The organism is Arthrobacter humicola (assembly GCF_022803015.1).
In the GTDB taxonomy this organism is placed as follows: domain Bacteria; phylum Actinomycetota; class Actinomycetes; order Actinomycetales; family Micrococcaceae; genus Arthrobacter; species Arthrobacter humicola_A.
The window spans coordinates 1-23,796 of sequence record NZ_JAFKON010000014.1 but is presented as its reverse complement, the minus strand read 5'-3'; the positions used below and the strand labels follow the sequence as shown (position 1 = coordinate 23,796).

Here is a 23,796-nt window from a genome sequence, read left to right as displayed (position 1 = left end):
CGGGGCCGGTGACGCCGGCCGGGCCGGCGAATCGGCCGTCGAACTTGCACCGCAGGAACTGGCGAAACGGACAGGAATCCGGGATCACAGACAGATCGGGCATTAAAGATATTGCGTTCGGGTCTGGTTTAGTTATCCAATAGTGAAACTTAGTTTTCTGTGACGTACATCTCTTGTTCGGCGATACACTATAAATCGGCCTCGTTACGCATCCCTCCGGCAACAAAAGGTAAGAAAATGCAGATCTCCCCTTCGCTCCTGAGCAACCCCGCACTGAAGGTCGCCACGGTGCTCGCCGTCGGCGCATTGGCCTTGACGGCCTGCACGAACGCCTCCGAGACCGGCCCCTCCGGCGCGGCTTCCGCTTCGGGCAGTGCCGCGGCCAGCTTTGACCCCAGCACGGTCCAGAAGGACGATGCCCTGGCGGCCATGTTGCCCGAGGCGATCAAGGCTAAAGGCACCCTGACCGTGGGCTCGGATACCTCCTACGCCCCCGCGGAATTCCTCGGCACCGACGGCCAGACCCCCGTGGGCTACGACGTCGACATCGCCAAGGCGATCGGCGCGGCGCTCGGCCTGAAGGTCCAGGTCCAGACGGCCGAATTCACCGGCATCCTTCCGGCCCTGGGCCCGAAGTACGACCTCGGGGTCTCTTCCTTCACGATCAACCCGGAGCGGCTTGCCGCGGTAAACATGGTCAGCTACTACCAGGCAGGTACCGGCTGGGCCGTTCAGAAGGGCAACCCCAAGAAGATCTCCCTCGATGACCTCTGCGGCAAGTCCATCGGCGTGCAGACCGGCACCATCCAGGAAGATCCGGACCTCTCGGACCGCAACAAGAAGTGCACCGCCGAGGGCAAGCAGCCCATCAACATCGTGACCCTCAAGACCCAGACGGACATCACCACCCGACTGGTCAACGGCAGCATCGATGCCATGGCCGCCGACTCCCCCATCATCGGCTACGCACTGACCCAGACCAACGGCCAGCTCGAGAAGCTCGGCGAAGTCTACGATTCTGCTCCCCAGGGCATCGCCGTCGCCAAGTCGGACACGGCCCTGGCGGACGTCGTCCAGAAGACCATGACCAAACTGATGGAAGACGGTTCCTACAAGAAGATCCTTGAGGGCTGGGGCGTCACCGACGGTGCCATCACCAAGTCCGAGGTCAACCCGGCGGCCGCGTCTTGAGCCTCCCCACAACCGGATCCGCAGCAGGGGCAGAGATGGACAGCCATCAGGACCCTCACGCCGCACCGGTACTGAACAATGCAGTACCGGTACGGCACCCCGGCCGCTGGATCAGCGCCATCATCATCGTCGGCTTCCTGCTTGCCTTCCTGCAGAGCCTGTTCACGAACCCCAACTTCCGCTGGGACGTCGTCGGCACCTACATCCTGGACACCAAGGTGGTCCAGGGCGTCGTCTGGACCCTGTTCCTGACATTTGCGTCCATGGTCCTGGCCATCGTCCTGGCCATCCTCCTGGCGTTCATGCGGCAGTCCGACAACCCGGTGTTCCGCTGGTCCAGCTGGACCTGGGTCTGGTTCTTCCGCGGCACACCGATCTACACCCAGCTGCTGTTCTGGGGGCTCGCCACGGTTCTCTATCCGACGATCGTCCTCGGAATCCCGTTTGGTCCTGCAACCTACACCTGGGTGACCTCGGACCCCACCCACGGCCTGATCCCGGCCATCCTGGGCCTGGGCCTGAATGAGTCCGCGTATCTCGCAGAGATTTTCCGGGCCGGCCTGAAGTCCGTGGACCAGGGCCAAAGTGAGGCCGCCGAGGCCCTCGGCATGACAAAGGGCAAGATCATGCGGCGGATCATCCTGCCGCAGGCCATGCGCGTCATCGTGCCGCCAACCGGCAACGAGACCATCGGCATGCTGAAGACCACGTCGCTGGTCCTGGCTGTGCCATTCACGCTGGACCTGACCTTCGCGACGAACGCCCTGGCCAACCGAATTTACCTTCCCATTCCGCTCCTGATTGTCGCCGCATTCTGGTACCTCGTCATCACCAGCATCCTGATGGTGGGCCAGCACTTCATTGAGGCGCACTACGGCAAGGGCGTGGACAACCGGGTTCCGGCAGCGATCAACCCCGCCGCCGCCAAGGCGTCCGCAGCCGTGGCCCCCAGCGCCAACGCCGAGCCGGACCTCAAGATGGACTTCCCCGAGGAGGAGGCGAAATGACGATCACCACAGAGCAGCCCCTGGTCAAGATCGAGGGCCTTCACAAGTACTACGGCACACACCACGTGCTGCGCGGCATCGACCTGACCGTCAACCAGGGCGAGGTGTCGGTTGTGATCGGCCCGTCCGGTTCGGGCAAGTCCACCATGCTGCGCTGCGTGAACCTGCTGGAGACCATCAGTGCCGGGCGCATTTCGGTGGGCGGCGACCTGATCGGCTACCGCGAGGTCAAGGGCAGGCTCCATGACCTGAAGACCAAGGAAATCGCCGCCCAGCGCCGCGAGATCGGCATGGTCTTCCAGCGCTTCAACCTGTTCCCGCACAAGACCGCGCTGCAGAACATCATGGAGGCCCCGGTCCAGGTCAAGGGCCAGTCAAAGGCCGTCGCCCGCAAACGGGCACTGGAGCTCCTGGACCGGGTGGGGCTCGGCGACCGCGCCGGACACTACCCCTCCCAGCTCTCCGGCGGCCAGCAGCAGCGCGTGGCGATTGCCCGGGCCCTGGCCATGGACCCCGAGCTCATGCTGTTCGATGAGCCCACGTCCGCGCTCGACCCTGAGCTCGTGGGCGATGTCCTGAACGTGATGAAGGACCTCGCCAAGTCGGGCATGACCATGATCGTGGTGACCCACGAGATCGGCTTCGCCCGGGAGGTCGGCGACCGCCTGACCTTCATGGACGGCGGCATCGTCGTGGAGTCGGGCGACCCGCGGGAGGTCCTGGCCAATCCCCAGCACCCCCGCACCAAGGAGTTCCTCAGCCGGGTGCTGTAGCCCGGACAATTCCATACCGATTTCGGGCAGCCGCTACGTGGATCCACGTAGCGGCTGTCCTTTTTCGTAGCGGAAACGGGCGCTACGTCTGCGGGAGGCCCTCCACGGCCGTGGCCACCGCGGCCCGGATGGCGCGGTGCAATTCCCCGAGCCGGTGCCGGTCCGTGCGCACCTCGATGATGCTGCGGCCCACCAGCGGACCGGACAGCGCCTCGGCGAGTTCCGCCGTCGTGCCGACCTGGCGGTGCGGGACGACGTATGCCGCGGCCAGCGCGGCGAGGTCCACCCGCTGCGGGGTGGCGAAGAGGCGTTCGACGGCGTCGCCGTAGCGCCCCGCCGCGGCGACTGTGCCGTGCTCCAGGAGCCCGAAGATGGCACCGCCGGCGTCATTGAGCACCACGATCCGCAGCTGCGGTTCGGTCTCGCCGGCGCCGAGCAGCAGTCCCCCGGCGTCGTGCAGGAACGTCACATCCCCCATGAGAACGGTGGTTTCCTGGCCGCCGCCAAGCGCGATCCCGGTGGCGGTGGACGTGGTGCCGTCGATCCCGGCCAGGCCCCGGTTGGCGAACATGGTGGCCTGGGGTTCCGCGGGCGGCGCCCCGGCGAGGTCAACGTCGCGGATTCCGTTCGAGGAGCCCAGGACCAGCTGCCCGCGGGCGTGTTTCCAGACTTCGGCACCCACCGACGGGCCGGTCGCGGCCGGGGATGCGGCCAGGATCAGGTCCACTGCATGCTGCGCGGCGGCTCCTGCCAGCAGCCAGGCATCGAGCCAGGCGGCAGATCCGCGGCCGGCGAATTCCGCCAGGTCCGCCAGGGTTTCCAGCGGCAGTTCGGTGCGGCGGCCGGGTTCGTACCAGGCCACCGGAACGGGCTGGTACAAGGCCGACGGGACATCCGCCCGCTCCAGCAGCGCGCTCACCGGCCGGGAGAGCGTCGGCCGGCCGAAGAGAACCACGCGTTCGATCGGCTGTGCCGCGTCCGCGCCGAAGTGCTCGATCAGCAGCCGGTAGGGCCCCACCGCGTTGGGGCCGAAGCGGGCGTTGGAAGACGGCTCGGCCAGCAGCGGCAGGCCGTGCGCGCGGGCGAAAGCCTCGGCGACCGGGCCGGCGTCGTGCCCGGCCAGCACCACGGTGCGCCGCTCCGGCAGCGCCGTCGAGGCGGCCGGAAAGTCCAGGGCCAGGGGGTTCCGGGCGGCCCGGTAGATGCCGCGTCCGGCGGCCGCGGGCAGCCCGTCGCCCACGGCCGGGACCAGCGGGTCGCGGAAGGCAAGGTTCAGCTGCACCGGCCCGGGCGGGGCGTCCTCGAAAGCTCCGGTGGCGGCACTGAGGGCCGTTTCGACGGCGCGCTGCGGATCGCTGCCCGCGGGCACGTCGACGGCGAAGCGGACGTGGTCGCCAAAGAGGTCCAGCTGCACGGTGGTCTGGTTGGCGCCGGTCCCCCGCAGCTCCTCGGGCCGGTCGGCGGAGATGACCACGAGCGGCACCGCGGCGTGGTTGGCCTCCATGACGGCCGGGAGGAGGTTGCCGACGGCGGTCCCGGATGTGGTCAGGACGGCGGCGGGCGCACCGGCGGACAGGGCCAGGCCCAGGGCGGTGAAGCCGGCGGACCTTTCGTCGATCCGGACCAGCAGCTCCACCCGTCCGGCGGCTTCGGCCTCGGCCAGGGCGTAGGCCATGGGCGCCGAGCGCGATCCCGGGGACACCACCACCTGGCGCACACCGGCGGCGAGCAGCGTGTCGACGGCGATGCGCGCAGCCTCCACCGCGGTCAGGCCGCCAGGAGCTGAAGAGCCCGCAGCGGAATCCGCCGGACTCACATGTTCTCCGGCGTTTCGATGCCCAGCAGTTCCAGGCCGCCGGAGAGGCGGCGCAGCGCCAGCGCGCACAGGGCCAGCCGCGAGTCACGGACCGATTCCTCCGCTTTGAGCACCGGGCACTGGTCGTAGAACGTGGTGAAGAGCTGTGCGAGCTCGAAGAGGTAGCCGCACAGCCGGTGCGGCTCCAGCGCGTCCCGCACCTTGTTCAGCGTCGCGTCGAACTCCAGCAGGTGCAGGGCCAGCGCGCGTTCTGCGGGTTCGACGACGGCGATCGCCGTGGCGGGGCCGCCGGATGCTTCGGCTTCCGGCGTGCCGGCCGCCGGAGTTCCCGCGGCGCCGGCTGCAGGCCTCCCGCCGTCGCCGGTGATCCCTTCCAGTACCCCGGCTTTACGCAGGATGGAGCGGATCCGCGCCGCAGCGTACTGCACGTAGGGCCCGGTGTTGCCGCTGAGGGCGAGCATGCGGTCAAAGTCGAAGACATACTCGGTGTCGTGGCCGGTGGAGAGGTCGGCGTACTTGACGGCGCCGATGCCCACCTGGCGGGCGGTCACGGCGCGCTCCGCCTCGCTGAGCTCGGGCCGGCTCGCGTCGATGACGGCGCGGGCACGGTCCACGGCCTCTTCGAGCAGGGCCATGAGCTTCACCGGGGCGCCGGAACGGGATTTGAGGATCTTGCCGTCCTCGCCGAGCACGTTGCCGATCTGCACATGCACGGCCTCGACCGTCTCCGGCAGCCACCCGGCGTCCCGGGCACTGGCCATGACCATGCGCAGGTGCACGTTCTGCGGGGCGCCCACGACGTAGAGGATCCGGTTGGCCGCCAGGTCGCGGACCCGGTAGCGGATGGTGGCGAGGTCCGTGGTGCCGTAGCCGTAGCCGCCGTCGGACTTGCGGATAATCAGCGGCAGCGGCTGCCCGTCGCGGCCGGTAAATCCTGCGGGGAAGGTGCACAGGGCGCCGTCGCTGATCCGGGCCAGGCCGCGTTCCTCGAGTTCCTGGCACAGCTGTGCCAGATGCGCGTCGTAGGAGCTTTCGCCGGCGATGTGGTCATCGGTAAGGCTGATGCCGAGGGTGGAGTAGATGGCGTTGAAGTAGCGCTTGGACTGGGCGACCAGCCGCTGCCAGACGGCGAAGGTCTCCTGGTCGCCGCCCTGCAGGGCAACGACCCGGAGCCGGGCCCGGGTGGCGAAGCCGTCCTCGTCGGTGGCGGAGGCATCGAACTTGGCCCGGGCAGCCTGGTAGAACGCGCTGGGGTCCTCCACCAGCAGCGCCGCCTCCGGGGAGTCCTCGCCGATCTCCAGCCAGTGTTCGATCAGCATCCCGAACGGGGTGCCCCAGTCACCGATGTGGTTCTGCCGGATCACGGTGTCGCCGAGGGCTTCGAGCACCTTGACGAGGCTGTCCCCCACCACGGTGGTGCGCAGGTGGCCGACGTGCATCTCCTTGGCGACGTTCGGGGAGGAATAGTCGACGACGACGCGCTGCGGTGTCGCGGCGGGCGTGACGGCCGTGGCCGGGGACGCGGCCTGGACGGACTCTGCATTGAGCAGTTCCTCGATCCAGGTGCCGTCAAAGCTCAGGTTGATGAAGCCGGGCCCGGAGATTTCCACACTGCTGCAGATGCCGTCCAGGTTCAGGGCGTCCACGATCCTGGCGGCGGCGTCCCGCGGCGGCAGGCCGGCCTTTTTGGCCAGGGCCATGGCGGCATTGATCTGGATGTCGGCGAACTGGGAGGGCCTGACCACCGGATCCGTCTGCCGGAACTCTTCGCCAAACGCGGTGGCAATTGCAGCCTGGACTCTGGGGACAACCAATTCGGCCGGATTATTCACAGTCCCAAATTATCAGTTCGGCAAAAACCCGACGCTCCCTCACGTCCCGCCGCCAAAAACCCGACGCTCCCTCACGTCCCACCGCCAAAAACCCGACGCTCCCTCACGTCTCGCCGCCAAAATAAGGGAAGTGAGGGAGCGTGGGAAGGAAACCTGCCAAACGTGAGGGAGCGTGGGAAGGAAATCTGCCAAACGTGAGGGAGCGTGGGAAGGAAACCTGCCAAACGTGAGGGAGCGTGGCGGCAGGAAGCTAGCCGTCGGTGCGGAACACCTGGACCACGGACGGACGCGGGGCGCGCACCTGGCCGGGCTTCGGTGTGGCGCCGGCCGCGACGTAGTCCGGGAAGTACGAGTGCTGATCGGCGAAGGTGCCTTCCTCGCCCGGGTGCTGAACGGCAACGAAGACGGTGCGCTCCTCGTCGTGGATGACCGGGCCGCAGGTCTCGGCGTCGCGCGGGACGGCGAGGAACTGCTCCACCCTGCCGCGTTCGGCACCGTCCAGGGTCACCTTGAAGAGCCCGTCGGCGTAGCCGATGCTGGAGGGCGCGCCGTCGGTGGAGATCCAGAGGTTGCCCACGGAATCGAAGGCCACGTTGTCCGGGCAGGAGATCGGTGAGACCTGGCTGGCAGGGAACCCGGCAAAGTAGGTGGCGGAGTTCTTGGCCGGATCGCCGCAGACCATCAGCAGGTTCCAGCCAAACGTTGTGGAGCTCTGGTCCCCGGTCTCGGTGATTTCGACGATGTGTCCGTCGCGGTTGAGGGTACGGGGGTTGACCTCGGTGGCCCCTTCCTTTCCGGGCTTGCCGCGGTCCGCGTTGTTGGTGCAGACCACGTAGACCTTGCCGGTGTGCGGGCTGGGCTGGACGTCCTCGCAGCGGTCCATCTTGGTGGGGCCCACCTTGTCGGCGGCCAGCCGGGTGTACACCAGCACCTCTTCCACGGACATTCCGGCCACCTTGGACTGTCCGCCCACCACGAGGGGCAGCCAAACACCGGCGCCGTCGAAGGCGCCGTCGGCCGGAAGCTTGCCCGCGCCGTCGAACCCGTCGGCCGGGGAATTGCCGGCGAACTTCGCGACGTACAGGTCGCCTTCCGAGAGCAGCGTGAGGTTGTTCTTGCGGTCCTCCGCCGTCTTTCCGGGCCGATAGGTGCCGGCCGAGACGAACTTGTACAGGTAGTCGAAGCGCTCGTCGTCGCCCATGTAGGCCACCACGTGGCCGGACTTGGCGACGATCACGTTGGCGCCCTCGTGCTTGAAGCGGCCCATCGCGGAGTGCTTGCGGGGCGTGGAGGAGGGATCGAAGGGATCCACTTCCACGATCCAGCCGAAGCGGTTGGCCTCGTTCTGGTATCCGGGGTTGCGGGTGTCGAAGCGCGGGTCATCGAGTTCCCACTGGCGGGCGGTGGGCTTGCTGGTCAGGCCGTAGCGCTTGTCGGCGTCGGAGGTTCCGGGCGCGGCGAAGTAGCCGTTGAAGTTTTCCTCGCCGGAGAGAATCGTGCCCCACGGGGTGGTGCCCCCGGAGCAGTTGCCCAGGGTGCCCTGGATGGCCCGGCCGGACGGATCGGCAGCGGTCTTCAGCAGCGGGGACCCGGCGGCGGGGCCGTCGAGCTCGTAGGTGGTGTCGGTCAGGAAGCGGCGGTTCAGCCCGGCGCCCTTGACGTAGCTCCAGGGCTTGTTCTTGTTCGCACGCTCCAACTCGACCACCGTGAGGCCGTGGGCTGCACGGCCGATCGCGCGGGCCTCGGCGGCGTCGAATCCGGCCGGCAGCATGATGGACTCATTGGTGTATTCGTGGTTAGTGAAGAGCACGGCCCGGCGGTCCCTGGAGCCATCGATCGGCAGGATGTCGGTGTAGTCGTTGTTATAGCCGAACTGGCGGGCCTGCGCCGCCGCGCTCTGGTGGTCCAGGTCGAAGGCCGGCGAGTCCTTGAAGAGCGGGTCGCCCCAGCGGATGACCGGCTGCCAGGTGAACCCGGCGGGGACGGTCAGCTTGTCCACGCTGGCGTCCACCGGTGCGATGGCGGTGAACTGCAGCTTGGATTTTCCAAACCCGTCCTTGGCCGCGGCGGCGAGGCCCGGGCCGCCGTCGGCCACTGCCGTATCGGCGGACGTCACGGCGTTGCCGAGGACGACGGCGAGCGCGCCGGCGGCGCCGAAGCCCAGGGCGGCGCGGCGGGACATGGTGGCGGAAGCGATGTCCCGGAAGTAGCTGTTGGTGCTGGTGTTGCAGACCTCGCCCGAGCAGGCGTTGTCACACTTCAGCGCGCAGGTGACGGGGCTTCGCTTGCCTTTGGTGTGGCCGAGCATGGGGAGCAGGGAAAATTTGCGTCCGGAGGTGACAGACATGGAGAGACCTTCCATGGGGGTGAGTTGCGGTCGCGCCCACCCTTCCAGCCGCCGGCTACGAGGAACCGACCCTCACATGAAGTCCCGGTGAACTCCCGCTACAAACCTGAGGAAGCGTCACCGGTGAACCCCCAAGGGACAGAGGCTAGCTGTCCGTCTCTTCCGGGGCGCTGGCGGCAGCCATCAGCCGCTGGCCAATGCCCTCGAGAAATTCGGCGATGTTCACAATGCTGCCCTCGGAAGATTCCTGGAGAAGGGCCTCGGCCGCTGCGGCGAAGTGGTCGTTGGCCCACTGCATCGCGTCGGTTCCTTCCGGGCTCAGGTGCAACAGCACACTGCGCCGGTCCGTGGGGTTGGGCTTCCGCACCATAAAGCCCTTGGATTCCAGGCGGTCCACCATGGCCGTTACCGAGCCGGTGGTGATGTTCAGGGCCTTACCGAGATCCTTGGGAGTGAGGCCGTCGACCTCGCCTACAAAGGCCATCGCGTTGATGTCGATCGTCCCGATCCCCAGATTCTCGGCCAGCCGGATGCGGAGGGCATAGGTTCCCGTGTCGACCCGCCGCAGGCCTTGCACGATCCGGAGCAGCCCGTCCTTCTGGGCAACCATCTGGCCCTCCGCGCGCTTTGCCGTAGCCAGCGTGTCATCTTGCCGGGGTGCCGAGGTGGTCATCACGAATCTTCCGCTCCAAAGCTATCTTCGGCGGCTAGTTCGCCGCGTCCGCATCCACTTTACTCTCAAACCACTTGCGTCACTGGCTGGCAGCCAGCACCGCGTGGACCCGGCGCAGGCGGTCGAGCCACCAGTCGCGGCGCCCGGGCGCGGCCGCATATTCCGCCAGCAGCTCCGGATCGGCGGCAACCTCGCGGACCCGGATGGCGCCGTCGTCGGGAACCAGCGGGTCCCGGGTGACATCGGCGGCGAGCAGGGACACGGTACCCAGCCCGCAGGCATACGGCAGTTCCGGCAGCGCCGCGGCGAGCGCCAATCCGGCGCGGATTCCCACGGAGGTGTCCAGCGCCGAGCTGACGACGGCGGGGAGCCCGGCCTGCGCCACGATGTCCAGGGCCCGGCGCACTCCCCCGAGCGGCGCCACTTTCACAACGATCAGATCCGCTGCGCCGGCGCGGGCCACCTTGAGCGGATCGTCCTCCTTGCGCACGCTTTCGTCCGCGGCGATCAGCACCGGGATCCCGGCGGCCCGCAGCCGGCGGCGGACCTCGGCGAGCCCGGCGATGTCCGGCACGGGCTGTTCGGCGTATTCCAGCCCGACGCCGGCGAGCCGGGTCAGCGCCTCGACGGCGGCCGGGACGTCCCAGCCTCCGTTCGCGTCCACCCGGATCGCCGCGTCCGGGAGTGCCTCGCGGACCGCGGCTACCCGTGCGGCGTCGTCATCCAGGCTCTGCCCGGGCTCGGCCACCTTGATCTTGACGGCGTCCACCCGGCCGAAGCGTGCCAGGATCTCCTGGACCCGGTCCGCGGCGACGGCGGGGACCGTGGCGTTGACGGGGATGCTGGTGCGCAGCGGCTCGGGAAAGCCCTGCCAGCCGGCCTCGATCGCGGCGGCGAGCCAGCGGGACGCTTCCGGGTCGCCGTACTCGGGGAAGGGGCAGAATTCGCCCCAGCCGAGCGGGCCGTTCAGCAGCAGGGCTTCGCGCTGGAGGATTCCGCGGAACTTCACCCGCATCGGCAGGCTCACCACGTGGGCGACGTTGAGGAGTTCCTCCAGCGCGGGGAGCTGATCGCGGAGTTCCTCCGAGCGGCTTCCGGGACGGCCCGGCCGCGGTGGAAACGGGTTCGTGTTCATGGTTGTGCCGCGCTCAGCTCTGCCCGACGGTGGCGTCGGTCAGATGCGTCACTTCAGCCATCCAAGGAAACACAAACTGGTCCAGGACAACCAGGGCTCCCGCAAGGATCACCACGGACAGAAGGATCTTCAGCCAAAGAGGCCCGGGAAGTTGCCGAAAAAGCCAAAGGTACACGGCCTAGCCCTTCCCCTGCAGCGCGGCGAGCTGCTTAGCGATGGGCGCCGGAGGCCCTGCGCTGAGCGGCTGCCAGGAATCGAAAATGGAGTACGCGATGATGCGCTCTTGGGCGCCGAAGCGCGGATTGCAGCTTGTCATGGTCAAAATCCGTTGCTGCGGCTCTGCGCCGGGCTGAGTCGGCACCGGCGCCAGCACATCCGTCCGGTCCGGCAGGACAATCTCCTGGTTCCGGAAAACGTACGTGTAGAACCCGTCGGCGGTCTGAACATAGATTTTGTCCCCGGGCACCAGTGTGTGGATGTTGTCGAGCACCGCGCCATGTGTCTGGCGGTGGCCGGCGACGGCAAAGTTCCCCATAGCCCCGGGCATGGCCGTTCCCGCATAGCGGCCCAGGCCGAGCGTGTCCAGGACGTCCTGGCTGGTGCCCTCGATGATCGGCCTGCTGTAGTCGGCTCCGAAGCGGGGAATGTAGATGACCCCGATCGCCTGTCCGTGACCCGGCACTTTGCCGACCGGCACTGCAGGGGCTCCCTTGGTGTCCCCCGGCGCCGTGGCCGCAGGGTCATTCGGTGCAGGTGCCTGGTGTTCCTGCACGAACTGCTTCACGGCAGCCCCCTGAGCCGCATCGGCTTCAACGTTGGTCCACCACAATTGCCAAGCGACGAAGAGCACGGCAATCACGCCGAGCGTGATCAGCAGCTCGCCCACCACCTGGACGGCCAGCAGGGAGCGACGCCGGCGGGTGCGTTTAGTTTCTCGCGCAACTGTGGCGCGGCGGTTCAATACCTTCGTCATGCCCCTCCTGTTCCCTACCGCTGGACGCTGCCGACGAAGCATCGCCCGCTCGGAAGAACCGGCAATACTGACGATTCCACGGTTCCGGACCGGATCTGAGCCATCACACATTCGGTTCCGCTCAACACGCCAACTTCCACGGCGTCGGCGGCCAGCCCGGTGGGTGTGCGGGAGGCAGAAACCTCCACCGCGGCCGGGGCAAACCCCGCCGCGGAAAGGCTCGCGCGGATTTGCTCTCTGCTCGGCTGCGACGACGACGCAAGCAGGGTCTGCAGGGCCGCTTCCACAGCACGTGGAACGCCGGAGGCAGCAGCAGTTGCGGAACCGGTCGGCGCTGTCCCGGCCGTTTCCCGGGATCGGGCAGACGATGCTTGCCCAGCCGGTGGCGCTGCCTCGCTCGCTGAGCCGGAGGACAGGGTCGGTGAAGGGGCAGCACACGCAGACATACCCATCACCAATGGCAGGACCGCAGCAGCCAGCCCCACGTACCAGCCGCCGCGTGGGCGGCGGCGCTGGGCGGGGTCGCGGGAAGTCACCGGAACATCCTCCCATACCGGGGTCTGGCTCCATGCGACGGACGCGGCCGCGGCCGCAAGCTGGGCGCCGGCAAGGAGTAGTTCATCGAGGCCGGGCAGGGATGCGTCTGCACCTCTCTGGGGCCCTTGATTGGGCCGGCGTCGACTGGGGGTGAGTCCCTGGTCCAGGAAACTCGTCTTCGCCGGCCCCGCTCAAGGAGCGTCGTGCCGGGGACAAGCCACACCGGCACTGTCGACTCTATGAATCCCGTTCCTGCACGGCACGCGTAGCGGGTACTCGGCTTTTGTCCGGACACTACTCGCCCCGCCGCGCGCCGGGCCCTTCAGGTGGCGCGCAGGGTTCTGTGGGAGCCTTAATGGCATGACTTTTCGGCAGGAACGCACCCCATGGGACCCGTCTGCCCGGGTCCACGGGGCGCCGATCCCGGAAACGCAGGTCCTTGGGACTCAGGCACCAACCACCCGGGCGCCAAAGACGCCGGCCGGCAGAACGCGGGATCCGCAGGCGGCGTGGTCCCCTGGCAAGGGCACGGCCGTCCTGTTCGTGCTGGCCACGGTTGCCTGCGTCGCCGCACTGGCCGCCACCTATTTCTTCTTTGTCCGCACCACCACGGGCCAGTTCATTGACGAATCGGCGCTCGTGGAAGCGGTGGAGCTCAGCGGGACCGCGGGCAAGGCAGCCACCAAGCTGTTGGACTGGCTGCCGGCGCTCTCTGTGGTGATCGCATCGATCGTGGTCGTATTCGTCACCATCGTGCGGCGGCGCTGGGCGGCGGCCGGGATTGCGATTGCGGCCTGTGTGGGCGCCAACATGGCCACCCAGATCCTCAAGGACCTGGTGCCGGTCCGGCCGTACCGCGGGATCGAGACGCTGGAGCTGAACTCGCTGCCGTCCGGCCACACCACGATGGCGGCCTCGGCCGCGGCGGCCGTGTTCCTCATGGTCTCGCCGCGCTGGCGGCCTCTGGCAGGCTTCCTGGGCGGCAGCTTCGCCGTCGCCACCGGGGTGTCCACGCTGATCAACCAGTGGCACCGTCCGGCCGACGTCGTCGCGGCGTTCCTCGTGGTGGGGGCCTTTATGCTCCCGGCCGGCTGGCTGATCATCCGTACCGGCCGGAGCTGGAACGTCTGGGACGGCCACAACGGACACTGGGCGTCAGCCAGGTTGTGGGTGGTGCTTCCCGTCCTCACCGGTCTTGCCGCGGCCGGCGTGGCGGCCTATGCCTTGCTGAGCATCGGCCCGGGCGGCCAGGAGATCAGCACCACCAGCTACTTCTGGGCCGGGACTTCACTGATCGTCATCACGGGCTACCTCGCCACCGTGGCCGGTGTCTGGCTGTTCGGTCATGCTGCACGACGCCGCCCTGCGCCGGGCAGCGGTCAGTAGTTCCGGCGGTGTTTGAGCCGGGGAATGGTGACGGCGAAGACCGCGGCGGCTGCGAAGCCAATCACGCCGGTGGCGGCCACCCCGGCCCCGAGCGAGGCCACGGCGGTCATGCCGGAGAGGAGCACCGGCCCGCCGGTGGCGCCGGCGTCGGCCATGAACCGCCAGATGCCCAGGAACTGGCCGCGGCCGTTGTCGGGTGAGAAATCGGCCCCCAGCGTCATGTTCAGGCCCGAACTGATGCCGTTGCCGAAGCCGATCAGAAGCGCCGCGAGGAGCAGGCCTGCGAAGCCGGTGCTGAGCGGGATCAGCAGCATGGCGGTGCCCATGATGAGGGTCGACGGAATGGCCACCCATTGCCGGCCCTTGCGGTCCATCAGCTTGCCGGCCGGATAAAAGACCAGCATGTCGATGGCCCCGGACAGCCCGTAGATCAGGGATGCCTGCGTCGCGTCCATCCCGAGGTGCTCGGCCCACAGCGGGATCACCACCTGCCGGGATGCGCGCAGCGCGCTGAGCAGCAGCACCCCCATGCCGACGCTCAGGAAAACCCCGGCGTGGGACACGGCGACGCTGCGAAGCGTCGCCTGCCGGATGGGGACGCCGTCGTCCGCCGCAGGCGCGGCCACGAGGTCCGGGATGGTCACCGACAAGGCGGCGGCCGCGGCCATGGCCACGACGCCCACCCAGTAGGCGCCGGTGATTCCGGCGAACTGCATCACGGCAGCGCCGATGAAGGGGCCGATGAAGATCCCGATCCGGTTAACGCCGCCAAGCGTGGACAGGGCCCGTGCGCGGAGGATCACCGGCACCGCCTCGGTCAGGTATTTCTGCCGGGCCAGGCTGAAGACGCTTGCGGCCATGCCGACGACCACCATGGCCGCCGCGAGCAGCCACAGCCCTTCGGGCACAAGTGGTGCCAGCGCCGCGGCGGCGAGGGCGACGGCGCTGGCCGCCGCGGCCCCGACGATGGCCCAGCGTTCGCCGAATTTCAGCGTGATGAGCGAGGCGGGAAGGTTGAAGAACCAGGAGCCCAGACCGATCAGGGTGACCACCAGCGCGGCAACGGCGACAGAGGCGCCGAGGTCACGGGCGGACAATGCCACCACGGGCAGGATGGCGCCCTCGCCGATGCTGAACAGCAGCGCCGGGCCGAAGGCGGGGACGGCGATGCTGCGGAGGCTGAAGGGGGCGGTCTGTGTGGTGGTCATCCCCTTCATCCTAGGGCGGGCCACCCACCGGGGAGTCCAGGCGTCGGGTTGCCGGCCCTAGAACTGACGGGCTAAAGCCAGGTAAACAACCGTGAACGTTACGGCAGCGAGCACAGCCAACCCAGAAAGCTGCGCCAAGCGCCAAGCGCGCCGCCTTGAGGAGTAACGCAGCTCCTCACGTGCATACATGTCGTTGCTAGTGCTCATCTGATCTCCCCAAACTCAGCGTCAAGCCGTCCCCGGCTGCGCGGGCATCTCACCCACGCGACTAAGCCTGCGAGATTGGGAAGGCGCTGGGACAGAGTGGTGAGTACTTGTCTTAGCACCACCGAACTACTTGCTTCCTTCGGAGGGCCAGCCCCGCGGAGTGCCCCGTACACGGGCGCGCCGGGGAGCTCAGGCGTCGAAGTGCGTGTGGACTTCCCCGCTGGTGAGATTCCGCAGGACGTCTGCCGCGACGTCGCGGAGCTTCTGGTTCCGGTTGCTGGACACCCGGGTGAGAATGCCCATGGCCTCGTCCTGGGAGCAGCGGTTCTGGGCCATAATAACGCCGCAGGCCAGGTCGATGGACGTGCGGTGCTCCATGGCGGCCTGCAGGTCCTCCGCCCGGGACTGCGCGGTGCCGATCCGGACGGCCAGGCGAAGGGCCCGGCCGGCGAGGTCGGCAAAACCGGAGGCCTCGGCAGCAATTGCCTCGGTGAAAATCCCCGTGTCAGAGCCGAAGAAGTTCAGGGCTGCGGCCGCGTCCTCGTCGATTTCCAGGGGTACGCCGAGGGTGCTGAGGCAGCCATGGGCCGCGAGCTGCCGCTGGTACTCCGGCCAGCGCGGATCGGTGTCGACGTCAGCCAGCAGGACCACGGATTTGGTCCGCAGCGCCGCGATGCACGGGCCGTCGCCGAGGGTCTGCTCGATGCGGTCCAGGATGACGGCCCGGGGGCTGCTCCCGGCCACCGTCATGGTCTTCTTCCGGCGCTGCAGCGTCACGCCGCATTCGATCTCCGCGCCGGCGGCCTGGCTGAGTGTGGCGGCCGAGAATCCAGCCAGGCGGCCCAGGAAGTCCTCGACGTTCTCGGTTCCCATCAGGAGGTCCTGCAGTTGCAGGGCGGCTTCGTCCCCGGCGTTGTTGGTCATGCCTAAATCTAAGTCGGTCACCGGCGCGAAACAACTTGGCTGCCGCGCGGTAGCATGAAGCCTTGCGAAGGGCCGCGTGATTCTTGAAGGCCTCTCAAGTGTCGGCGGAGGCTTCATGACGGAACAGGTGTGGCGGGTCAGCCCCGACGTCGCCTGCGTCCACAGCCCCGACGGCGGCCGCGTAGCCGTGCTGCACCTTGAGCAGGACGTGCCGGTCATCCTGGTGGGGACGGCTGCCTCGGTGTGGAACGGGCTGGACGGGACCAGGACCGAGGCGGAGCTCATCGAATGGCTTGCCCGCGAATACGCCACAGAGGCCGGCGCCATCGCGGATGACGTAATCGGTTTGATGCGCACGTTGAGCGGCGCCGGCATGATCACGCCGTCTCCTCAAAGCGAAGGCGCCAGCTGATGGACAGCGCAGAGACCCTGCACCAGGACGAAGCCGTCCTCCTGGCCACCGCCCTGGTGGACTACGTCGCAGCGTCAGCCGGGCTCCAGGTGCTGTTTATCAAGGGTCCGGCCGCCACCATGATGGGACTCCGCGCGCACCATGTTTCTGCGGACGTGGACGTCCTGGTCCGCCCCGAAGACCTGGACAAAATGGTGGACCTTCTGGGCGGCAGGGGCTGGCTCGAGAGGCCATCCGGCGTGACAGTCGTTCGCCGGTACTCGCACTCCCGCACTCTGTATCATCCGCAGTGGAACTGCGATATCGACGTGCATGACAGATTTCCCGGGATGGAAGCCCCACCCGGCAGTGCCTTCGACACACTCTGGCGCGACAGACAATACCTGGTCATGGCGGCCAGGAGTGTGGCCGTTCCTTCCAAACCTGCGGCCGTAATCTTTCAGGCACTGCACAGCCTCCGCGCCATGGATAACCCCCGCCATCAGCGCGAGTACTCGGGGCTGCTCCAGCGGGTGGACGTCACCATGTACCAGGACATCGTGGATCTCAGCGCGGAGCTGCAGGCGACGGCGGCGCTAAACCCGTTCTTGGACGATCTGGGCGTAGCAGATCTGCGGGGCCGGCAGGGAACTGTCAGCGAGGAGTGGCGCCACCGCACGGCCGTACAAGACCCCGGAACGGCTTACCTGATCTCGCTCGTCGAAAGTCCCTGGCGGGTCAAACCGCTGGTTCTGGCCCGTGCTGTGTTCCCCTCACGGCAAACATTGCGGGAGCGCGACATTTACCTTGACGACTCCGTTGCCGGGGTCCTCAGGGCCTACGTTGCGCGCTGGCGCCGTGGACTGACTGGCCTTCCAACAGCGGCCCGGAAGATCAGGGCTTCACGCCGCCGGTAGCGATCCGCTCAGGCGTACCCGTCCACGATGGCGGCTGCGATTTCCCGGTAGGCGCGCCGGGTTTCCGGGCGGAGCACATCCAGGGTGACCAGGTCGCCGTCGGCCACGCCGCGGTCGTGCGGGACCGCGATCAGCTGGCGGCAGATGCCGGACAGGTGGTCCTCGATCGCGTCCTTGTCCACCCGGGAGGACACCTCGTCCTTGTCGGTGATGACCACGATGGCGTTGCGGGCCAACTCTTCGTAGCCGTGGCTGGCCAGCCAGTGCAGGGTGCTGCGGGCCCGTTTGGCGCCGCTGACAGCGTACCCGGCCGCGATGATCAGGTTGTCCGCCGATTGCAGGATGCCGCTCATGGCATTGTGCGTGACGCCCGTACCGCAGTCAATCAGCGCCACCGAGTAGTAGGCGGAAATGAGCCTGCGGATCCGCAGATATTCCTCGGCCGTCAGTGAGTCCGACACCTCGGGGTCCTGTTCCCCGGCAATGAGGTGGAGCCTCCCGGCATGGTGCATGTAGCGGGCCAGGGCAGTGAGCGAATCGACGGACTCGATGTTCTTGAGCAGGTCCGTGATGGTACGCGGGCTCTGCTGCTGGTAGATGCCCTCGCCGAGGGCGCGCTCTACGAGGTCGCCGGAATCGGGGTTGGCGTCGATCGCGCACGGCGGATCACCGCGGAACTCGGCCAGAGTCAGTCCGACGCCCACCGTGGTGGAGGTCTTGCCGATGCCGCCCTTGAGGCTCAACACGGCCGTGTTGTAGCTGCCCTGGAGCTGGCGGGAGATGCGCCGGGCCAGCTCGTCCTCTTCACGCTGCCGGGCGCTCGGGCCCAGGTTCAGCCCGCCGCCGGTCAGCTTGTAGAGGGCGCCGCGGAACCCGCCGACGGGCCGGGGCTTCTGCTCGCGGACAAAGAGGCCCGGGGAACTGATGAAGTCAGGCACCGGTCCGTCGGCCAGTGCGGCGGATCGGCTGACCGATCGCGTGGAGCGGGCCGGCTGCGCGGGCTCGGACGGTGCTGATCCGGGGGCTTCGGGCAAGGTCGCCGGCGCTGCGCCGGAGGGTGAGCGTGTGGGCGCCGCGGGCGGCGCATCAGCCGCGGCGGCCGCTTCTGCCCATGAGCTGCTCGGGGCGGTCCGAACAGCTTGGCCGTCGGCTTCGTTGGGCGTGATGATGGGCATGGTTCCCGTCCAGGCATCGGAGTCGTCGGCGCGGCGGTCACGCCGACGCCGGAGGTCCGGCTGCCCTGCGTCCACCGTGTCGTTGGCAGTTTTGGTGTCCACCGGTTTGGACATGTTTGTTCCCCCCAGGGATCACGGCGCAGGCCGCTGCGTTGCTTGTTTGAATTGGTCCAAAAAGCAAGTCTAGGCCCACACGTGGTCCGCGACGGACCAGCGGCACGGCGCGGCCGGGTTTCCTGACGCAATCACCGCTGCAGCGCCAACACCACCACCATGGCCGTCGCAATGGCCAGAAACCCCAACCCCACATAGGCCAACGCCTGCAGGCGCCTCCTCCGGAACTCAAGCCTGGAATCCTTGGCGTAGTACCTACCCCTGTTCGTCCCCATGCCGCTGATGCTACAGGCACAACGATTTCGGGTGGGGCAAGTCAGGGCATTATGTCGTAAATCACGTACACTGTGGCGGCAGACGCAGCTATAGAGCTGTCAGTGCCACGAATATCACGCCGCCGGTGGCCACCGTCAAGAGGACCAGACCGGCGTAGGCCCACCATTTCGGGCGGTTGCGGTGTGGGTTGATATCGACGTACGGCACTGTCATGACTCCTGGCGCTGAGTAGCGGGGGTGGGGCTGTGCCTGCGGCGCCTGAGGCGAAGCAGCACGTAGAACACGGCGGAGAGAGCGGACCCGGAAAGGTCCCGAATGAGATTACTCACAGGCTGCCGGCGCTGTCCTTAAGACCCGCCCGGAGCCCGCGGATTCTAGTGGTGGGCCCGCGTGTCCTGCAGGCGCGTGATGAACCAGCGCGACTGCTCGGGACCGTACGGCAGGATCGGGATTGCCTTGGTTGCGTCGTCCGGAGTTTCCCGGGTGGCCTGGGTTGCCTGCCGGACCGCGGTCGTCATCGTGTTGGCCATCGTCTTGACGAACTCGTCGCTGCACGGCTCGCCGTGGCCCGGGATCAGGAATTCGTAGCGGTGCCGCAGCGCGGACAGGTGCCGGAGGGCGTCGGCCCACTCTTCCGGGAAAGAGTCCTCGAAGGACGGGTGTGACCCCTGTTCTACGAGATCGCCAACGAAGAGGGTACTCGCGGTGCCGACCAGGAGGTCGCCGTCGGTGTGGCCGCGGCCCAGATAGAACAACGTGGCGGTCTGTCCGCCAAGGTCCACGAGGACCGGCTGGTCCTTCACGATCGCGTTCGGAACCACGAGTTCGACGTCGGCGCCCTCCCCTGCCGCCATCTCCGGCTCCGCCGAGGCGACGAACCGGCGCTGCTCGTCGCCGTTCTCCTCGATGTCCGCGGCGCAGTTCTCGTGCGCCCAAAACTCCGTCACGCCGTCATCGGCGAAGACCGCGTTGCCGAAGAAGTGATCGTAGTGGGCGTGCGTGTTGACGACAACGAGCGGCAGCCCGGTCTTTTCCCGCACGGCAGCCAGGATCTCGCGTCCCTGTCGTGGGCCGCCGCCGGTGTCGATCACCATGGCGCGCTCAGTACCGACCACCAGACCCGTGTTGAGCCAAGAACCTTGTGTTGTCAGTACGTAGTTGTCCGGACCGACTTCGAGCCATCGTGACATTAAATCTCCGTAATTCAGACGCTATTCCGGCGTTGTTGGTGCGCTGTATAGGCCTTGATTCTACCCGCCGGAGCCAGCCAGAAGCTGGAGGCCCGCACCTCACGGGAAGACTTTCCGCCAGCGGTCCGCGCCTGATCCAGACAACTGCCAGCACGAACTCGGGTTTTCGATCTCGTCGGCCGCCCAGTTCAGGAAACCGCAAGCATTAACAAAATGATCACTCCATGCGAAGACTCTGCCGTCCCGGACGACGGCGGCCTCCAGCTCTCCTGCGGATAGGCGGCTGGCATCATTCGCGCATGATCGCCACGCGGCACTTTCTGCCACTATTGTTGCCAGCGTTGAGACCGCCGTTCCATCCGCCGTGGCTGACGCACTCGCTACCGACTCCACCCCTGCCGCTGCCGTGGCTGCCGCCGTGTCAACCGAAATCGCAACACGGGACCTCGTGGAAAGGACCGACCCCGGCGCGCCGAACACAATGCTGGCAGCTACCGAAACACTTGTATCCATCACGGACTCAACGGGCCGCGAAACGTTCCTGTCACGGACGGTTCACCAACGGACCACGCCGCTGACCTGATCGCCAGTCATGATGACGCCGGCACGTATGCCGCAGCTTGGCAGCACTCAGCTTGCTGCTAAAGAAGTCCTTGCGGGGTTCGCTGACACGTACGGGCGGCAGACGTGGCTGATGGCCCAGGCCTCTGACGGTGGCCCCACGGCCTACGCTGAGACTGTTCTGAGGACCAGGATGGGGCTCGGCCCGGGCGGCATCACCACCGCGCAGCTCGCCCCGGACGTTGTCAGCCAGCTGTCCATCACGGAGTACGCCGTGGCGGAAGCGACGGGCACCAGCCCTTCCCGGGCCCTGTACGTCAACGTCAACGACCCGGTCACCGGGAACCGCGCACTTGTTGCATCAACCGGCGACCCGCGTAACCCGTTGATTGTTGGTAAGTCGGTCATGTTCGACACTGACGCCGGCCCGAAGGTCTACAACACCACGACCGGCGTCACCGTCGCGGCGCTCCCCCGCACAGATTTCCTGTCAGGCGTCGGTGACTCTCTCACCGCCGGCGGCGTATGGCTCGCCCAGCGTGGACGCCGGATGACAGATATTCACCCTCGTCGCGATCGGCGCGGCGGGCGTGCTGGGCATGGACGGCACGGCGGTTACCGCCGATCTTGGTGCAAGCGCCACCGGCGGCCTCACCATGGGCCGCGACATTGCCGGGACTGGGTGGAGCAAGATCGACCTTGCCGAGATTGTTGTCTGGCCCTCAGCCCTGACGCCCACGCAGCGCACGGATGAGCGCGCCAACCTGAAAGCCGCACACGGTATCTAGATTTGGTGGGCCTGCCGCTGCTCGGCTTTGCAGTCCTCCGAGCAGTGGCGGTCCATCGCGTCACCGCGCAGCGGCTTGTGGCACCACTCGCACTGGCTGTCCGGTAGTCAGGTCGACATGGGTCATCGCACGCGAGTCTTCGGGCTTGTGCGCGATGGCCCACGCCGCGAGGACCGCAGAGAGCGCGAGCGTGAGCGCACGGTTGTAGGCCCATGTGGAAAAGAACACGTCCCAGATGCCCTGAATGGAAATGAGGATGACGAGTGGCGCCCAGTTGCCGTTTGCTTTCAGGATGGCTGTAGCGAACAGCCCGATGAGTAGGAGGGGCAGGATGGCGGCGACAATTCCACCCTCAACCCAGCCCTCTCCCAGGAGCGAGTGAACGGACACGCGCCCATCGGCACGCACCCAGAGCCTCATGTAGTCCTCGGGCACCATCCCCAGGCTGTAGGCGATCTCGGCTCCATTGCTGATGGTGTGGTTGTCTATGGCGTTCAGGTTCCCCCAGCCGAACCATGGGCGCTCCCAGATAGCGGCGATTGAGAGCGGCGGCTCGACGCGCCCGGCGAGCAGCGCGGGGCCATCCTCGCCTAGCTGACTCATCGTGCGCAGGCGGACCGCCTCTCCAAAGAGGCCGTTCTCGATTGCGGCAGGCAGGACTTGGGAGAGCCCATAAAGGGCGCCACCAGCAATGATCCCCTTGAAAAGCTTCGCCGCAGCACTCCGGGTATCTCCCCGCACCAGCAGGACGACAACGACAATGAAGCACACCAGCCCATGCGACCGGAAGCCAAGGATTAGGCTTGCGCAACCGACGACGAACAGGGCGAGCATCGGCAGGGCGCGACGGCCTGACAGGCTACAGAAGAACCAGACGGCAACGATCGCAACGTAAGGGCCAACCCCGTATTTCCAAAGGTGCTCGAAAGTGTCGGTGTTCGCAGGGTGGAAGATCACGAAGAACAACGCACTGCCCATGGACGCCCAGCCGAGAAGTTGAGCGGCTGAGGACTGCCCGTTTGTCATCTTGACTGCCGCCGTAACAAATAGCGCCATGGCGGCGTAGTGGAGGATGTTTCCACTGATTTCCTGCTGCTGATACTTGGCGCCGATCACCATTGCCGCGATGCCGGCGAGTGACCACCAGACAATCGGCTTGGTCCGCCCGGGCCAGCCGGCGATTGGCTTTACGAACACCATCACAGCGGCCGGAATCGCCGCCAGGGGGAACGCATATCCGTAGAGCGGGCTCGCCGCAATCGCTCCGGCACCGGTCAGGCGACGCGACCAAGCACGCGGCTGCTTGCCGTTCTCGGCTAGTTTCGCCGCGAGCTGCGACTTTAGTCGAGGAATCTGCATCAGCAAGACAGGGGCGAAGAAGCAGGCGACGGCCATAGCAACGAAAGCAAGCAGCTCAATCACGGTGGTTCCCCCAGGAGTAGTTGCCCCAATATTAGCGGGCCAAAACACCTATGCCGCTAACGCGGCTCACGGGACCTAGATTTGGTGGGCCAGCCACTGTTCGACTTTGCAGTCCTCCGAGCAGTGGCGGTCCATTGCTTAATCGCCCAGCGGCTTGTGGCACCACTCGCACTGGCCTCGGCGCAGTTTCAAGGCGGTACGGACGGTTCGGACAGCTTCATGTAGTTTCGCCAATGCCCGCAGTATGCGGCCCCTGGTTAGGTGGTAGCCCGCGACCAGTTGGGCCATGACTGGAAGCGGGCACCTGCGCTAATCACAGGGCTCCGTAAACCTGTTACGTTCCCAAACAGAATAGCCATCCAGTGTGGCTCCGGAGGTTTAACTCCAGGACCACACCCATAGGACCTGCTGGCACTAGCTGGCTATAGGTCGTGTCAAGTGCATGCGGCGGGCGTGACGGTTCGCCCCATGTGTCTGGCGGGCGTTCTGAAGTGTTGTGGAGGGGCGGTTTGGTGGCTGCACCGGCGTTGGTCTGTGGGCGCCCACGCTGACTTATGCGACCTCGGCTATTTCACCCGGGTCATCTGGCGTCGTTCGGGTTGCCCGCGGGGCGAAGGGCCGGGCGCCAAGCTAGAGACGGCGTAACGCGGAAGGCGTCCGCCATAGCTGTATCGGCGTCTGGTCCGGCCCTTCGTCGGTTCCAGCGTCTCACCGCCGGCCAGGGTTGTGAAGGGATGCTGCGGGCACCTCCTTTGGCTCCGGGGGGATGTCTGGTTGGCGTCATGGTGTGCCGCGGTTTGTCACTTCCAGCGGCCGGGGTCGTAGCTGGTCTGGTCCCGGACCATGGCGTAGGCGATCCGTGATGCGCGGTGCGCCATCGCGCAGGCGATGACGCCGCCGTGCTTGCCTCTGGTCCTGAGCGCCGCGGCGTAGGTCCGGCTGGGCGCGTCGTT

General features: G+C 67.1%; 21 protein-coding genes. 8 read left to right on the top strand and 13 right to left on the bottom strand.

Features of this window, described 5'->3' with window-relative positions; translation table 11 throughout:
• The first annotated feature begins 237 nt into the window (after positions 1 to 237).
• From ARTB_RS19385 to ARTB_RS19375, 3 genes are read left to right on the top strand one after another with little or no spacing between them, the layout of a single operon-like run.
• Positions 238 to 1,191 carry an ABC transporter substrate-binding protein gene (locus ARTB_RS19385; protein WP_243181962.1) on the top strand — a complete coding sequence of 318 codons (954 nt, stop codon included), beginning with the start codon at positions 238 to 240 and terminating at the stop codon, positions 1,189 to 1,191.
• 35 nt (positions 1,192 to 1,226) lie between these two features.
• Positions 1,227 to 2,198, top strand: coding sequence for an amino acid ABC transporter permease (locus tag ARTB_RS19380; protein WP_243181961.1), 972 nt, complete (start codon positions 1,227 to 1,229; stop codon positions 2,196 to 2,198).
• Positions 2,195 to 2,971, top strand: a complete 777-nt coding sequence (locus tag ARTB_RS19375; RefSeq protein ID WP_028276658.1) for an amino acid ABC transporter ATP-binding protein — start codon at positions 2,195 to 2,197, stop codon at positions 2,969 to 2,971. Before ARTB_RS19380 ends, ARTB_RS19375 begins: the two co-directional genes overlap by 4 nt.
• Positions 2,972 to 3,053: 82 nt before the next feature.
• Here ARTB_RS19375 and menD read toward each other — a convergent pair whose 3' ends face one another.
• The 7 genes from menD to ARTB_RS21995 form a co-directional block, all read right to left on the bottom strand.
• Entirely contained in the window at positions 3,054 to 4,787 is a 1,734-nt protein-coding gene (menD, locus tag ARTB_RS19370; protein WP_243181960.1) for a 2-succinyl-5-enolpyruvyl-6-hydroxy-3-cyclohexene-1-carboxylic-acid synthase, read from the bottom strand.
• Positions 4,784 to 6,619 (bottom strand): arginine--tRNA ligase, encoded by a 1,836-nt coding sequence (gene argS, locus ARTB_RS19365; RefSeq protein WP_243181959.1) that lies wholly within the window; start codon positions 6,617 to 6,619, stop codon positions 4,784 to 4,786. The genes menD and argS overlap by 4 nt, the downstream gene beginning before the upstream one ends.
• A gap of 250 nt (positions 6,620 to 6,869) precedes the next feature.
• Positions 6,870 to 8,966 (bottom strand): PhoX family protein, encoded by a 2,097-nt coding sequence (locus ARTB_RS19360; protein WP_243181958.1) that lies wholly within the window; start codon positions 8,964 to 8,966, stop codon positions 6,870 to 6,872.
• A gap of 145 nt (positions 8,967 to 9,111) precedes the next feature.
• Complete coding sequence (locus ARTB_RS19355; protein ID WP_243181957.1) at positions 9,112 to 9,639, bottom strand: MarR family winged helix-turn-helix transcriptional regulator; 528 nt, start codon at positions 9,637 to 9,639, stop codon at positions 9,112 to 9,114.
• 79 nt (positions 9,640 to 9,718) lie between these two features.
• Positions 9,719 to 10,654, bottom strand: coding sequence for an o-succinylbenzoate synthase (locus ARTB_RS19350; protein WP_243182006.1), 936 nt, complete (start codon positions 10,652 to 10,654; stop codon positions 9,719 to 9,721).
• Positions 10,655 to 10,952: 298 nt separating this feature from the next.
• A complete protein-coding gene (locus ARTB_RS19345; RefSeq protein ID WP_243181956.1) occupies positions 10,953 to 11,747 on the bottom strand; it encodes a class E sortase in 795 nt (264 codons plus the stop codon).
• Between the two features lie 14 nt (positions 11,748 to 11,761).
• The gene (locus ARTB_RS21995) at positions 11,762 to 12,193 is read right to left on the bottom strand and encodes a DUF6993 domain-containing protein (protein ID WP_439954153.1); all 432 of its coding nucleotides are present in this window, start codon (positions 12,191 to 12,193) and stop codon (positions 11,762 to 11,764) included.
• A gap of 451 nt (positions 12,194 to 12,644) precedes the next feature.
• On the opposite strand from ARTB_RS21995, the gene ARTB_RS19340 reads away from it, so the two are divergent.
• On the top strand, positions 12,645 to 13,670 hold the full coding sequence (locus ARTB_RS19340) for a phosphatase PAP2 family protein (RefSeq protein WP_243181955.1): 1,026 nt from the start codon (positions 12,645 to 12,647) through the stop codon (positions 13,668 to 13,670).
• Here ARTB_RS19340 and ARTB_RS19335 read toward each other — a convergent pair.
• Both ARTB_RS19335 and ARTB_RS19330 read right to left on the bottom strand, forming a co-directional pair.
• Positions 13,664 to 14,878, bottom strand: coding sequence for an MFS transporter (locus ARTB_RS19335; RefSeq protein WP_243181954.1), 1,215 nt, complete (start codon positions 14,876 to 14,878; stop codon positions 13,664 to 13,666). The genes ARTB_RS19340 and ARTB_RS19335 overlap by 7 nt on opposite strands.
• Positions 14,879 to 15,274: 396 nt before the next feature.
• Positions 15,275 to 16,009 carry a GAF and ANTAR domain-containing protein gene (locus tag ARTB_RS19330; protein ID WP_243181953.1) on the bottom strand — a complete coding sequence of 245 codons (735 nt, stop codon included), beginning with the start codon at positions 16,007 to 16,009 and terminating at the stop codon, positions 15,275 to 15,277.
• 115 nt (positions 16,010 to 16,124) lie between these two features.
• Between ARTB_RS19330 and ARTB_RS19325 the strand changes: the two genes are divergently transcribed.
• Together ARTB_RS19325 and ARTB_RS19320 are read left to right on the top strand one after the other, a co-directional pair.
• Positions 16,125 to 16,421 carry a PqqD family protein gene (locus ARTB_RS19325; RefSeq protein WP_243181952.1) on the top strand — a complete coding sequence of 99 codons (297 nt, stop codon included), beginning with the start codon at positions 16,125 to 16,127 and terminating at the stop codon, positions 16,419 to 16,421.
• On the top strand, positions 16,421 to 17,317 hold the full coding sequence (locus tag ARTB_RS19320; protein ID WP_243181951.1) for a nucleotidyltransferase family protein: 897 nt from the start codon (positions 16,421 to 16,423) through the stop codon (positions 17,315 to 17,317). The genes ARTB_RS19325 and ARTB_RS19320 overlap by 1 nt, the downstream gene beginning before the upstream one ends.
• Positions 17,318 to 17,325: 8 nt before the next feature.
• Here ARTB_RS19320 and ARTB_RS19315 read toward each other — a convergent pair whose 3' ends face one another.
• The 3 genes from ARTB_RS19315 to ARTB_RS19305 all read right to left on the bottom strand — a co-directional run bounded on the left by ARTB_RS19315 (position 17,326) and on the right by ARTB_RS19305 (position 20,072).
• Positions 17,326 to 18,606 (bottom strand): MinD/ParA family ATP-binding protein, encoded by a 1,281-nt coding sequence (locus ARTB_RS19315; protein WP_243181950.1) that lies wholly within the window; start codon positions 18,604 to 18,606, stop codon positions 17,326 to 17,328.
• A 131-nt stretch (positions 18,607 to 18,737) separates the two neighbouring features.
• The gene (locus ARTB_RS19310) at positions 18,738 to 18,881 is read right to left on the bottom strand and encodes a hypothetical protein (protein ID WP_243181949.1); all 144 of its coding nucleotides are present in this window, start codon (positions 18,879 to 18,881) and stop codon (positions 18,738 to 18,740) included.
• 375 nt (positions 18,882 to 19,256) lie between these two features.
• Positions 19,257 to 20,072, bottom strand: coding sequence for an MBL fold metallo-hydrolase (locus tag ARTB_RS19305; protein WP_243181948.1), 816 nt, complete (start codon positions 20,070 to 20,072; stop codon positions 19,257 to 19,259).
• Between the two features lie 364 nt (positions 20,073 to 20,436).
• Between ARTB_RS19305 and ARTB_RS19300 the strand changes: the two genes are divergently transcribed.
• Positions 20,437 to 20,655 (top strand): hypothetical protein, encoded by a 219-nt coding sequence (locus ARTB_RS19300; RefSeq protein ID WP_243181947.1) that lies wholly within the window; start codon positions 20,437 to 20,439, stop codon positions 20,653 to 20,655.
• A gap of 568 nt (positions 20,656 to 21,223) precedes the next feature.
• Positions 21,224 to 21,421, top strand: coding sequence for a hypothetical protein (locus ARTB_RS19295; RefSeq protein WP_243181946.1), 198 nt, complete (start codon positions 21,224 to 21,226; stop codon positions 21,419 to 21,421).
• Between the two features lie 60 nt (positions 21,422 to 21,481).
• Here ARTB_RS19295 and ARTB_RS19290 read toward each other — a convergent pair whose 3' ends face one another.
• Complete coding sequence (locus ARTB_RS19290) at positions 21,482 to 22,843, bottom strand: hypothetical protein (RefSeq protein ID WP_243181945.1); 1,362 nt, start codon at positions 22,841 to 22,843, stop codon at positions 21,482 to 21,484.
• Positions 22,844 to 23,796 lie beyond the last annotated feature (953 nt).